Here is a 13,032-nt window from a genome sequence, read left to right as displayed (position 1 = left end):
ATCTCAGTCTTGCTCGTGAAACCTGTCCCAGCGGAAGGCGTTCAGTAGCTGCTGTTCTGTTTTGTTGAGTGGCTGATTGCCTAGACACTTGTCAAGGAGTTTGGCTGTGATTGCTGCTAGCAGCACGCCATTGCGGTGATGTCCAGTTGCCAGCCAGAGGCCATCAACTGATGAGCGGCCAAGTAGTGGCCCTCCGTCAGGTGTGCAAGGTCGGAACCCCCACCAACGTTCCATCGGCGGCCATTGGCTTGCTTCTGGCAGGAGAGTGTCAATGCGGGCTTGTAGTTGTTGTTGGCCAAAAGGGGTGAGACCTTCCATGAAACCGGCCTCTGGCTCGTTGGTGGCTCCCACTACGAGTAGGCCATCTTCACGAGGTACGAGGTAAGTGCCCGGACCAAACACAATTCGCTTCAAGCTGTCCCTTGGCCCTTGGAGCGACAGCATCTGACCCTTCACGGGCACGATGGCTAGGGCTGGGAGCAGTTGGGCACTCCAGGCACCGCAACAAAGCACAGCCTTTTGACTGGTCAGCGTGTGCATCTCCCCTTCAGCGTTGCGCATTCTCACCCCTCTGAACGTATGGCCGTCTCGCAGGATCTCCTGTACTTCTACGCCTTCTTGGAAGCGAACGCCCAGGCTCACACAGGCTGTCTCCAGTGCCCTCATCAATCGTCGGCGATTGTCGATTTGTCCGTCTTGGCTGAAGAGCAAGCCGGCCTGCCAGTTAGGTCCAATGCCTGGTACTTCTCGCTCCAGGCCCGAACGATCGAGGGTCTCACCTAAGTAGGCGGTGGGATAGAGATCTCGCTGCGACGCTGTGGCGAAGGGCACGACAATCCCGCATTGGCGCAGACCGCAACAGAGGCCGCTGTCGGTTTCGATTTGGTTCACCCAGGTTGGGATGAGATCCAGGCTTACTTGGCCTAGCCGTAGTTGCTCTCCGCTGAGGCCTTCAGCATGGGGTGCAAGCATGCCGGCCGCAACGAAGCCAGCGGCCTCATTGCGGCGCCTGCTGAGGACTTCTACTGCGCTGCCGCGCCGCGCCAATTTGTGGGCTAAAGCTAGGCCCATCAAGCCGCCTCCCAGGATCAGCACTGATTCAGTACGCATTGCTGCCATGGTCAACTGAATGAACAGTCCAGATCAGTTCAGTGTTTCAGCCTGTTGACCCAACTTCGGCCATGTGAGGGAACCTTTCCATAGGATCAAGGACATATACCCAGTAATTGGAGATCGGCAATGACAGCGGCCACCAGCTCGGCTAACGGCGCATGGGAAGCCGTGATCGGTCTGGAGACACACGTGCAGCTAGGCACCAATAGCAAGATCTTCACATGCGCTTCAACGACCTTTGGCGACGACCCCAACACCCACATCGACCCTGTTGTGTGTGGCCTGCCCGGCACGTTACCGGTGCTCAATCAGATGGTGTTGGAATACGCGGTCAAGGCGGCAATGGCACTCAACCTCAATATTGCCGAGCACAGCAAGTTTGATCGCAAACAGTATTTCTATCCCGATCTACCGAAGAACTATCAGATCTCTCAATTTGATGAGCCGATTGCAGAAGAAGGCTGGATTGAGGTGGAAGTTGCGGAGAAAGGGAAGGACACTTACCTCAAGCGTATTGGCATCGAGCGTCTCCATATGGAGGAGGACGCTGGCAAGCTCGTTCATGCTGGCAGCGATCGACTTGCTGGCTCTACCCACTCCCTGGTGGACTACAACCGGGCCGGCGTGGCGTTAGCTGAGATTGTCAGTAAGCCTGATCTGCGCACTGGGCGTGAGGCGGCGGAATATGCCTCGGAGATTCGCAGAATCATGCGTTATTTAGGGGTGTCTGATGGAAACATGCAGGAAGGCTCTTTGCGTTGTGACGTCAATATCTCCGTGCGCCAGGGGCCTGATGCTCCCTTTGGCACCAAGGTTGAGATCAAAAATATGAACTCGTTTTCGGCCATCCAGAAAGCTTGTGAGTACGAGATTCAGCGCCAGATCAAGGCCTATGAGGCCGGTGAAGCAGTGGTGCAGGAAACCCGCCTTTGGGATGAGGGCAAGCAACTCACCAAGAGCATGCGCTCGAAGGAAGGCAGCAGCGATTACCGCTATTTCCCGGATCCTGATCTGGGTCCGATTGAGGTGATTGCATCTGTACGTGAGGGTTGGCGTACGGAGTTGCCAGAGTTGCCGTCGGCGAAGCGTCATCGCTATGCCGAAGAGTTTGGTTTGTCGGTGTATGACGCCAGGGTGCTTACTGATGAGTATGCGATGGCGGAATACTTCGAGGCGGCCGTGGCGGCAGGTGCCGAGGCCAAGGGAGTGGCGAATTGGATCCAGGGCGATATTGCTGCTTACGTGAATGCCAATCGTCTTTCTTATTCCACGCTGCCATTTCGACCGGAGCAGTTGGCAGAGATGGTGCAACTGATCGACGGCGGCAAGATCAGCGGCAAGATCGCCAAGGAAATCTTGCCTGAGTTGCTGGAGAAGGGCGGCTCAGCGAAGGCGATTGTTGATCAGCGCGGTCTGGGGATGATCAGTGATCCGGCTGCTATCACAACGATTGTGGAGGAACTGTTGGCGGCTCATCCTCAGGAAGTAGAGGCCTTCCGTGGCGGTAAGACCAAGCTGCAGGGTTTCTTTGTTGGGCAGCTCATGAAGAAGACTGGCGGCAAAGCCGATCCCAAGCTCGCCAATCAGATCCTCAGCAAGATGTTGAAGGGTGGATAGTTTTGACTAGCTTTGGCGCCCAGTACCTGTTGAGTGCGGTGATGTAAAAACCTGAGATTTCGATGATTAGTTTTATGATTGCTAGCAGTGCACAAATTAGTTGTTAACTTGCCTATGAAAAGCATTGTTGAAGCCCATTCTAGCCATTGCTGGACAAGCTCTCAATTATTTTGCTGAGATGCGAAATAGAAAGTCTCAAGTCAATCATGAACTGAACTTCTCTCCCTACTCGTAGATCATTGATTGATGAACATGTATCGAAGCAGGTTCCAGGCGGGAAAGCATTTGATTTTGTCGATCCATGATCAACGCAAGAAAACCCAGAATCACTGAACTATTGAGCAGCATTAAAACAATCAGCGTGGCGATCCCGGGCGCCATACTGCTCCAGGCGAGAATTTTGATTGTGATGGCTAGAGGAACGCTAATAAATGAAAATAAGGCTAAAAACAAAGATAGTTTGCCCGCGTATGTAGGGAAGCGGTTGCTATTGCGTACGATCGTTTTTAAGGCTTCACGAATATAGTCATACAAGCTATAAGATGTTGTGCCATGCAGTCTCGCCTGATGTTCATAGGGAATTGCCTTAATCTTTGATGTGCAGATTGGTAATAAAACTCTCAGACTCGGTTCCGTGATATGAACTGTGCGGAATACTTCTAAAAGCTTGCGAGAATACAAGCCAAAGCCGCTATAGCGGATGGGAAGCTTGACAAGGCCAATCTTTTTTAAGAGCCAGTAATAGCCCCCACGCAAGTACCACATGAATTTACTTTCTTGAGTGTTTTCTTTGCAGCCGATTGCAGCCTCGTACCCCAACTCTAATGCATGGATAAAGGGAATGAGCAGATTGGCTGGTTCTTGCAGATCGGCAGCGATCAGGAGAACGGCATCGCCTTTGGCATTGAGCAGGCCGCAAAAAGGTGACCAGATCGGGCCATAATTCTGATCATTCACAAAGATTCGTATATTTGGATCAGACTCTCTTAGGCTTAGGGCCACATCTACGGTGGAGTCATTGCTGCAATTATCAATTACCAAATATTCATATTCATTGTATTGAGAGTATCGTTTGTTCAGCCCTTCAAGTTCATGCATGCATGCTAAATAATGAGCTCGGAGATTGCTTTCTTCACAAAATGTAGGTACTACGATGCTAATTTTCATCAGCTAAACCCCTAAGTTTTCCTGGTTCCATCGAGCTGCTGTCGGACACCTCATCGTAAATGACTTAAGCGGACCAGGCAATACACGCTTGAAAATCAATGCCTGGTTTTGGATCAAGATGGGCGAGGCAAAAATGAAGATTGATATTGTGGCTGTTGATATTGGACTCGTTGATTGGTCAAGTCATACGAGATTTTTGCATTGTATGTCCTCGATTGCCAGCGCAATCTGAAGTGGTTAAATTAATAGTGTAATACAGAGAAAAATGGCAATCGTTTACCAACTCACTTTGTTGCTATCAGTTATCACTGTTGCCTATATCATCGGCTGGTCTCTGACTGGCTATGTCTTTAAGGCCTCGCGGGATTTAAGTAGTAAGCCTTTTCTGGTTATTGCTACAGGCTTGGCTTGGCTTGTGATTGCATCAGCTTGGGCGCTTCTGTTAAGCAGGCTGCTTCCATTTTATATTTATCTGCAGTACACGATTGTCTTCATACCTGTCTTTGTTGCCATTCTATTGAGAAAAAGAATCCAGCTATATTCTACGATTAAACAGCATGTAGCCAGGCTTTTGAAGGTCTCTTGGCTCTTCTTTGTTCCAACTTTGATTCTTGTAGCGTTAGGAATCATTTCTTCTATGCATCATAAAGTGCATTTTGGTGTTGACTCTGCACTTTATATCCAAACAGTTCACCACCTGCTTCGTTCATCAAATGATCCTACAGAGATCTTGGATCTTTACGAGACAGGTAACTTGGCTTGGGCAGCATTTGTTCAAAGTCATCGATGGGGATTGCCACTGCTTGTTCAATTTTTTACCTCAGGTATTTTTAGTGATATTGCAAAGAATTCCTACGCACTGTGCTCAGTATTCATCGTTTTACCGGCTGGATTGATTGTAGAGAATCTTCCCACTGTTGAGGATACCAATAACCGTTTTTTGACATTAAGACGATATGTGCTTTTGCCATGTGTGGGATTGAATTGGTTTCTTTTCTCTCTACTACTGGAAGGGCAATGGCCCAATCTAGTGGCGTTAACATTCTACTTTTTGGCGACCATTTTCATCGTAGACTCTTTATATGACACACTCAGCATAAATTCTAAGAAGTTGATTAGTCTTTGGAAGATCTTACTATCTGCATTGTTCTTTTCGGCAGCCTGCACGATATATGGAGAGTTTTTCTTGCTGCATTGTATGTCAGCCTCCATCTTAATTGCAGTGTGTCTTGGATTAAGCATTCGCTCTGTTTATTCAATCGGATACAAGGGAGGTGTTGACTTACTGCGTTTCCTTTTGGTAATACTTGGCTCTTCCATTTTTCTCTGTCTGCCTTATTTACAGAGTGCATTTTTTCACACGTCGACGATAAAATTGACTACTGTTGGTTACCCTCAGCCACGCCCATTACTGCTCCCAGATCTTCTTGGCATTGATTCTCCTTGGCTTTTGGATGAATGGCGCTCCCAAATGAATTCTTTTACCGAAGCGGGGAAGTCCGTAAATAGCTTAGTTGATTCTAGTGATATCAAATATTATGTACTCCTTGCTTTTGTTGGCCTTTGCGCATTGGCAGCTTTATGCATTAGGTGTGCATTCTCTGAGTTGGATCTCTCGTCTCGTCAAGGTAAGTTATTTTATACTTTCGCGTTGTTCGTGCCGATCTATTCTTTGGTAGCTACTCTTTATACCTTTAAGTCGGCCTCTGGTGCAGGCGTAAATCAAGACTACATATGGTTGAAGCTAAGCAGCTATTTATTTTTATTTGTTCAATATATTGTTCTTTCAGCACTCTCGATTTCTCTTGCTTATAAACAGGATGTGGCTCGTGTGCCGATAGTTCAGGCCTTTTCTGGTCGCTCATTGTCCTATCTATTTGTATCCCTTTATTCTGCAATGGTTGCATTTACTGGCTTCTTTTATCTGAATTCATTCTCGGAGTACTCAGCCCCGGCCCGTATCCTCTCTGAAGAGACGAAGAATGTGTTGGCGAGTGAGTACTCAGATTGCATCATTTTACTACCTCCAAGAGGAGTTTCTAGGAGGGAGAGGCGTTGGTCAGATCGAACAAAGGAATTCATTACAACCTCTACCTCGCCTAATGCCACTTCTTCCTCCCGAGCTTTAAGATTTTTAGGTAGTTGGTCTTTGCAGGTTGCGCACCTTGGTATTGCGCCTCATCCATTATCCATGAAAGGCAATATTTGTCTAATGGTTGATACAAGCCGAGATTCATATGATAGGCGGTTTATTAAAGAGAGTCATCGCTTATCTGATTTGCAACGTACACTCCCAGACGATTGGACTTTGTACGTAACAGATTATACTTTTGGTGACCTTAAAGCGATAGGTAGCGTCAATCTCTACAGTAAATTTTATCGTGGGATGGATAATTGGTAGAGCTTATCATTGGCGCTCTTGCATTTACTTAATCCTGCATATGATGAAATTTTGGCTTGTTACTCTTTCCCCTGTCGCAAAGTCAACTTGTAATCTAGAGCCTATGGACATTACTCTGGTTCAATTGTTAATCTTAAATTATCAGGCTGAGCTTATACCAACCAATTAATGCCCTTTCGTTTCTTCCCTTTTGCTCATGGTTATATTTTTGCGATCTTCGCATCGTTATCTGATATCTGGAGTTGTCTTTACGATATTTGGGCCAACATTATTTTGGCTTCTCTATCCCTTTGGAGCCATGTTGGGCTTGGCTGCATCTATTACTGTTGCCCATACGGCGCGCTACTTTGTCTTTAGGGTATTTGTCTTTACTCGCAATCAAGGCTTTCGAGTTAGTCCGCTTCGCTATTTGATCAGCATCTGCCCTGCCGTGTTGGCAGAATTTCTCGTGACATCACTGGCCTATCGATATTTTTCGCGAACTGTTGTGGTTGCGTTGGCCACAGGGGTTTCGATATGCATTGGTTACTTGTCTAGTAAATATATATTCTCCCGCCCTGACTCTCAATTCATTGTTAAAGGTTTGGGCCTTAGAAAGTGATCAATTCGATATCCATTCAAATCTCTTGCGCCTGCACTTTCCATTGATAGGCAAATGCAATAGCTTGGATGTTTAAACGGTATTCCGAAAACATCGAACTGTGCCAATGAAACTTTGACGTGAGCGGCTGTAGATTCTTTATGACGAGGTGAACCTTTCAAGCCACTTATGGTCTTCTGTAGACGGCATGTTGTTATAAAGCACGCTTTTGTGTGCTGTTGATGTTCTGTTCGACTTGCTGACGACATGATTCAACTGTTCCACTGTTATCGATTACTAAATCCGCGAGAGGCCGTTTCTGCTCCAGGGGCCATTGCGCAGCGATGCGTTGCTCTGCTTCTTGGAGTGTGAGGCCATCACGAGCGATCAGCCTTTGGCATTGTTGGGCTGGGCTGCAGTCCACCAACCACACATCACTGCAAAGACCGGTGAGTTTGGCTTCAAACAACAGTGGAATCATCAGCACCACCATCGGCTCTGCTGACAGATCAGCCAAGGCCACATCAAAGCGCTTTGCAACGATGGGATGAATGAGCTGTTCTAACCAGCGGCGCTCTTCGACGTCGCTAAAAATAATGCTGGCCAGGGCTATGCGATCAATGCTTACCGGATTGCGTTGACCTGCTTCAGCTACAGCGTTTCCATATCGTTGCAGTACGGCCACGGTGGCAGCGCTGCCAGCGACTAGAGCGTCTCGGGCGTAGATATCGGCATCCAGCACAGGCAGGGCATGTTGCTCTGAAAGGTAGAGCCCAACACTGCTTTTACCACTAGCGATGCCGCCGGTAACACCGATGCGTCGTTGCGGCCCATGCCAGCGTGCCTTTGGCACCGTAGTTGGGGGCTCGGTGGTCATGGCGTTGGTGGAGGATGTGTTTAGTTTGTCTCCTAAGGCCGTGAGCTCTGCGCTTGCTTCCCTTTGGCGCCCCATCCAAGGTGGTGTATCGGCCCCATTGGGTTTTCAGGCTGCAGGGATAACGGCTGGATTGAAGGACTCTGTTAAGCCGGACCTGGCTTTGCTGCTAGCTCCAGAAGGTGCTGTTTGTGCAGGGACGTTCACCACGTCATTGGTGCGTGCAGCTTGTGTTGATCTTTGTGAGGATCATTTGCAGGCTTGTGGTGGTAAGGCACGGGCTGTGTTGATTAATTCTGGCCAGGCGAATGCTTGCACCGGGGAACGCGGTTGGCTCGATAGTCTTCGAGCAAGCCAGGCATTAGCCGACCGGCTTGGCTTGCCAGTTGAGCAGGTCTTGCTCTGCTCGACTGGTGTGATCGGCATACCCATCCCGATAGACACTCTGCTTGCAGGCTTGAATCCCCTTGTGGAAGCACTTAACGATGAGGGCGGTGCGGAGGCGGCTAGTGCAATCCTTACGACTGATTTAGTTGAGAAACAAGTCGCTCTCGAGGCTGAGCTTGGTGGGCGCTTAGTTCGTATCGGCGGGATGGCTAAGGGATCAGGAATGATCCATCCTGATATGGCAACGATGCTGGGCTATTTAAGTTGTGATGTCGGTGTTCCAGTAGACGTTTGGCAAGCGATGCTGAAGCGGGTTGTGGATCGCTCCTTTAATGCGATTACTGTGGATGGTGATACGAGCACCAATGACTCTTGTCTGGCTTTTGCTGCTGGTGAACCTCTAGAGCGAGAACATCTGCAGGCTTTAGAGGTTGGCCTTTTAGTGGCTGCCCAGCAGCTCGCCAAGGCCATCGCTCGTGATGGTGAAGGTGCAACCTGTTTGTTGGAGGTTCATGTGGAGGGTGTTGCGAGCGATGTTGAGGCCTGCTGCATCGCACGCACGATTTGTGGCTCTTCTTTGGTAAAAACGGCCGTGCATGGGTGTGATCCCAATTGGGGACGAATCGTTGCAGCTGCCGGTCGTGCTGGTGTGTCTTTTGATCCAGCAGCCGTAGCCCTTTGGTTGGGCCCTCATCAGTTAATGGAATTCGGCGAACCCTTGCCTTTTGATCGGCTAGCTGCATCTCGCTATATGCAAAAGCGGGTTGATGGGAGTTATTTAAGTGATGACACAGTTCAGATTCGTTTGGTTGTGGGTAATGGATCTGGCGATGGCATGGCTTGGGGCTGCGACCTTTCGGATCAATATGTGCGCATCAACGCCGATTACACCACCTAGGCTGAGATTGATTGTGCTGGAAGCTATTTGAGCTGATTGGGTATCGCTGGTAACGCAGTGGTGAAGAAGCATGAAAAAGGGCGCCAATGTCGATCAGCGCCCATGGCAAAAAAACTGCTTTAGGAGTATCGAGCTTCTGGCTTAATCGCTGACTAATTAATCTTCTGCGTTTTCAAATTGTTTTGCCAATTTGAATGCCTTTCTGATGATTAGATAGGCTCCGTATAATCCAGCGATTAAGGGAAGAACAACTAATGGATTAGGACTGTAGTTGGAATAATCCTTGACGCCATCGACGTATTCAATTCCAGAACACTGTAGATAGAAGAAACTTGTAAAAATGATCCCCCATCCAATGATTGAAAGAATTCCTCCTTTTTTATCGCCCTCATAAAACCTATCTAAACCCCATCCCCAGCCAATACCAAGTAAGGCACCTCTTGTGATGGCATTTTTTTCTTGCTTGCGAAGCATTGTTCAATTAATGGTTAATGTTCACACCAAACATAACTGATTCTTTCTGATACTGTGTAAATATGTGAAAATACCCTCAAGGTGTAGGGCGCAAAAGGTCCGTTTGGGTGGTATGGAAATGCTTGAGATTATGCCGAATTTGCTTGCATGAAGAGACGGGCAGTCCTTGCTTAACAGGCACCATTGCACTGCCGGACTCTTTGGAGCGTTGGAGATCAGAGCAGTCACTACCAATCGCTTGACCTAAGCAGCCTGTCTGAGCTAGTACAGGCGTACTGGACGCGAAGGGCCCGATGGCACGGTTCTCAGGCAGGCAACTATCACCCAATCCTTCTTCTGGCCCAGAGGAGTGGCAGTGCATGGATGAGGGCACGCTCAAATCCTCGCGATCAGGAGCAGTGTGCATGACCTGTAATCACTTCCGTTATGCGGTCGGGAAGCAGTGCCAGACCTTATTGACCTGTCCGATCCACCAACGCTTGATTCCTCAAGGAGAGCACCTCAACAGCAAATGCCATCAATGGATCATCAGGAGGGAACTGGAGGTCGGATGGGCACCTGAGGTTGCATAGCCGGAGGGGTTGGTAGAAGATCAGATGCATTCAAGAAAGAAGCAACGATGTCTCTGGTACCTCGCTGGGAAGTCATGACCGATGAGGCAAAGGCAATCACCAAGCGGATTGCTGTTTCTGCCTTGGTGCTCCTTTTTGCCCTTTGGATTGTCAGAGCATTGATTCCGTGGGTGATCGTCGCGATCTGCGGTTACTGGGCATATCGCTGGTTGGCGAAGAGCACTTAAGAAGGTGGGGATGAGATGAGTTGGTTAGTTGTCGTCGATATAGGGATCACGGCATCCAGTCATTACCCAAGGCAGCTTTAAGTCGCTTTCTGCCTGTTGAGGGTGCTTTTGTTGAATGCTTGGCGTCGTAATGGACGTCATGCTCTTGGATGTATTGGCTGAGGTGTCGCAGTTGTTGGGGGCCGTGGCAATGGCGACACCTCGCTCTCAGGCAAGCATGAAACAAGGAGCCACTTTTACAAGAAATTATCCCCTGTGAAATTAGTGTTAATCCACACAGATTGCTTTCAACCAAGCCTGCAAGGGCTGCCAATCATCATGTTGATCGACCGCTTGCCAAAATTCCTCAATTACAGATCGAATTGGTGTTTTGACAAGATTCCAGCGCTGTAATCGCGCATTGATGGCTTGTGCTTCAGCCGGATTAGCAGATACAGCTTCCCGTTGCTGTGTCCACCAACGATCTCTCCAATCCAGCCAGACTTTCCTTGCAGGTTCAGCACCATCTAAGACCACTGGGAACAAGGCTTCTGGCTCTTCTGGCAACCCCTTGGTTGATATTTGAGCAGCAAGGCCTGCAAAGAAGGCGCCATATCCAATAGGCCAAGCGTCGAGGAGTGCAAGAGTTTTACGTACTGCATCATCACCGCCTTCAATATTGCCATTGTGATCAAAACTGCTCGGAAGGCCGAGACGACGCTGCATGCAAGCTCTATAATGAGATTGGTATATTGGAGCAAACGTCTCTAATGACTGCTCCATTGGTTGCCGTGGCAGCAGCATTGCCAATGGCTCTTGAAGCAGGCGCAAGTTGTTATGGCAAGTCCCAGGTTGACGGCCATAGGCATAGAGGCCTGTTTGATCAAAATAAGCAGCAGTAAATCCAGGCTCCCATTGATCCAAAAAGGCGAATGGACCGTAATCGAAACTTTCTCCCAGCAGAGACATGTTGTCGGTATTGAGAACGCCATGGGTAAAACCTGCTGCCATCCACTCCGCCGTTAACCTGGCCACCCGTTCAACGAGTTCTGCGTAGAAAGCCAGCAACTGAGCTTGGATCGCGCTAGCAGCATTGCCTTCTTGAACAGGATAGGCAGCGGCAATCAGCGGATAATAGACATCAACCACATGACGCAACAAACGCTCTAGGTTCTGAGCATCCCGCAAATGCAGCAGTCGCTCACAAGTGCCAAAGCGTAGATGCGTGCGTGCCATACGCATCATCACTGAACTGCGAGTAGGAGAAGGCTCATCACTACGCCAAAGCTTCTCACCGGTTTCCACTAGGCAAAGAGTTCGGCTCGTGGTGACGCCTAAACGGTGCAGCGCCTCACTGGCGATGATCTCCCGCACACCCCCTTTGAGGGTCAGCCGACCATCCCCTCCACGGCTCCAGGGAGTTGTACCAGATCCCTTAGTGCCAAGATCCTGAAGCTGTCCAAATCGATCACGCAGTTGACCATAAAGGAAGCCTCGACCATCCCCAAGCAATGGATTGTATGTACCGAATTGATAGCCGTGATATCGCAGAGCTAATAACGGAGTACGAGCCTCAAAACAACCATAAGCCTGCTCCAGATGATGATCCTCTACGGCGTCAGGCTCAATCCCAAGCTGCCTAAGCAAGGCATCATTACGGAAACGCAATTCAGTGCGCGGAAATCTTGCGGCATCGACCACATCCCAATACTCAGAGCCCAGACTTTCAATCTGCGGCTCAAAGTTCAATGCGAGTAGCAAGTTAGTCAATCCAACATAAAGCTGTCGTTACAGCTTGTTCTCAAATTCATAGACAGCCCTCTTGCATTCATGGCCAACACTTTATTCCCCTGTTTAGCCACATAGCAGCGGTTGAAGGAGCCCCCATCGTTGTATCGCCCAAAATACCTGCCAGAGCAAGGCAGTGTACCCTTGGTAATCTTGATGCTAACTCAAGATTTTTACCTGATAGATTGTAGCGTATGATTCCAAAATATAATTCAAGAGCTCTGCTGATATCGAGGGCACTAGGAAAGTCTTTATTGACGGGGCCAGCGGAAAACTTTGTGTCAATCAATTGATCTTTAATATGATTCCAGCGCTAAAGAATTAGCCAGGAACCCATCAGCTAAAACCTCGCAATTCCCCCGCTCCCAGGGCTTGGTGTTGCTCTAATCGTTGGGCGATGTGGTAATCTTGTGATTATCTTTAATATAGTCAGTGACTAAAATAGTGAACAGCGCAAGGTCGCTTAGTGATCGTAGAGATCTATTCGTTAAGCGTACATATACTCGGTAAGATAATCTTGACATTAGCTATCAGAGTCTGACCCCCTAGCAAGCGCAGGATCAGCGTGAGCGATTGCAAGAAGATCTAAGACTAAGTTGACTGATCAAAAGCATCGCTTATGATTCCATTGCTTTGATCTCATTTAGATATCAGAGGAATCGCCGTAGAGATAACAATCCCCAGGCTTCTCCATGCGCGCTGTATTGACTGCAGTCATGCTTTGGGAAACAGCACGTAGAGACCACCTCTAAGCCATTAGGCAAGGAATAGATCAGCCAAGACGCTTGAGGGCCTGAAACAGCAACGCAGGGGAATGGCTATGTAGAAAGGGCATGGAGCTAGACCCATAAAGGAATGGCACGATACGAAACAGTTGCTCATACAGCAGAGATGCCTCACGGCAGTAGACGTAGAGACCAATTTCAACCAAGAAAGGAACGGCCACTAAGAGACA

General features: G+C 48.7%; 12 protein-coding genes. 5 read left to right on the top strand and 7 right to left on the bottom strand.

The features are described from left to right. Nucleotides 1-3: 3 nt before the first annotated feature. Nucleotides 4-1,119 carry an FAD-dependent oxidoreductase gene (locus SIB74_RS10720; RefSeq protein WP_063396645.1) on the bottom strand — a complete coding sequence of 372 codons (1,116 nt, stop codon included), beginning with the start codon at nt 1,117-1,119 and terminating at the stop codon, nt 4-6. 120 nt (nt 1,120-1,239) lie between these two features. Between SIB74_RS10720 and gatB the strand changes: the two genes are divergently transcribed. Then, the gene (gatB, locus tag SIB74_RS10715) at nt 1,240-2,730 is read left to right on the top strand and encodes an Asp-tRNA(Asn)/Glu-tRNA(Gln) amidotransferase subunit GatB (RefSeq protein WP_063396646.1); all 1,491 of its coding nucleotides are present in this window, start codon (nt 1,240-1,242) and stop codon (nt 2,728-2,730) included. A 225-nt stretch (nt 2,731-2,955) separates the two neighbouring features. Here gatB and SIB74_RS10710 read toward each other — a convergent pair whose 3' ends face one another. Next, a complete protein-coding gene (locus SIB74_RS10710) occupies nt 2,956-3,897 on the bottom strand; it encodes a glycosyltransferase family 2 protein (protein ID WP_074159155.1) in 942 nt (313 codons plus the stop codon). Nucleotides 3,898-4,162: 265 nt separating this feature from the next. On the opposite strand from SIB74_RS10710, the gene SIB74_RS10705 reads away from it, so the two are divergent. Beyond that, nucleotides 4,163-6,298, top strand: coding sequence for a hypothetical protein (locus SIB74_RS10705; RefSeq protein ID WP_063396648.1), 2,136 nt, complete (start codon nt 4,163-4,165; stop codon nt 6,296-6,298). Nucleotides 6,299-7,092: 794 nt separating this feature from the next. On the opposite strand, the gene coaE is transcribed toward SIB74_RS10705, so the two are convergent. Continuing rightward, a complete protein-coding gene (coaE, locus tag SIB74_RS10700; protein WP_197463319.1) occupies nt 7,093-7,755 on the bottom strand; it encodes a dephospho-CoA kinase in 663 nt (220 codons plus the stop codon). On the opposite strand from coaE, the gene argJ reads away from it, so the two are divergent. Then, nucleotides 7,754-9,037: a bifunctional glutamate N-acetyltransferase/amino-acid acetyltransferase ArgJ gene (gene argJ / locus SIB74_RS10695; RefSeq protein WP_082818515.1), complete on the top strand. Its 1,284-nt coding sequence runs from the start codon at nt 7,754-7,756 to the stop codon at nt 9,035-9,037. The genes coaE and argJ overlap by 2 nt on opposite strands. 156 nt (nt 9,038-9,193) lie before the next feature. Here argJ and SIB74_RS10690 read toward each other — a convergent pair whose 3' ends face one another. Both SIB74_RS10690 and SIB74_RS10685 read right to left on the bottom strand, forming a co-directional pair. After that, nucleotides 9,194-9,511, bottom strand: coding sequence for a hypothetical protein (locus tag SIB74_RS10690; protein ID WP_011827386.1), 318 nt, complete (start codon nt 9,509-9,511; stop codon nt 9,194-9,196). 76 nt (nt 9,512-9,587) lie between these two features. Beyond that, nucleotides 9,588-9,917 carry a hypothetical protein gene (locus SIB74_RS10685; RefSeq protein WP_156486163.1) on the bottom strand — a complete coding sequence of 110 codons (330 nt, stop codon included), beginning with the start codon at nt 9,915-9,917 and terminating at the stop codon, nt 9,588-9,590. A 213-nt stretch (nt 9,918-10,130) separates the two neighbouring features. On the opposite strand from SIB74_RS10685, the gene SIB74_RS10680 reads away from it, so the two are divergent. Both SIB74_RS10680 and SIB74_RS10675 read left to right on the top strand, forming a co-directional pair. Further along, nucleotides 10,131-10,310, top strand: coding sequence for a hypothetical protein (locus tag SIB74_RS10680; RefSeq protein ID WP_063396650.1), 180 nt, complete (start codon nt 10,131-10,133; stop codon nt 10,308-10,310). Between the two features lie 115 nt (nt 10,311-10,425). Beyond that, nucleotides 10,426-10,569, top strand: coding sequence for a hypothetical protein (locus SIB74_RS10675; RefSeq protein WP_156486164.1), 144 nt, complete (start codon nt 10,426-10,428; stop codon nt 10,567-10,569). 8 nt (nt 10,570-10,577) lie between these two features. Here SIB74_RS10675 and SIB74_RS10670 read toward each other — a convergent pair whose 3' ends face one another. Then, on the bottom strand, nt 10,578-12,059 hold the full coding sequence (locus tag SIB74_RS10670; RefSeq protein ID WP_063396651.1) for a protein adenylyltransferase SelO: 1,482 nt from the start codon (nt 12,057-12,059) through the stop codon (nt 10,578-10,580). A 790-nt stretch (nt 12,060-12,849) separates the two neighbouring features. Further along, on the bottom strand, nt 12,850-13,023 hold the full coding sequence (locus SIB74_RS10665; RefSeq protein WP_156486165.1) for a hypothetical protein: 174 nt from the start codon (nt 13,021-13,023) through the stop codon (nt 12,850-12,852). Nucleotides 13,024-13,032 lie beyond the last annotated feature (9 nt).

This window comes from Prochlorococcus sp. MIT 1306, assembly GCF_047304515.1.
Taxonomy (GTDB): Bacteria; Cyanobacteriota; Cyanobacteriia; order PCC-6307; family Cyanobiaceae; genus Prochlorococcus; species Prochlorococcus marinus_D.
The sequence above is the reverse complement of the archived record's forward strand: the minus strand, read 5'-3'. Positions and strand labels throughout refer to the sequence as shown.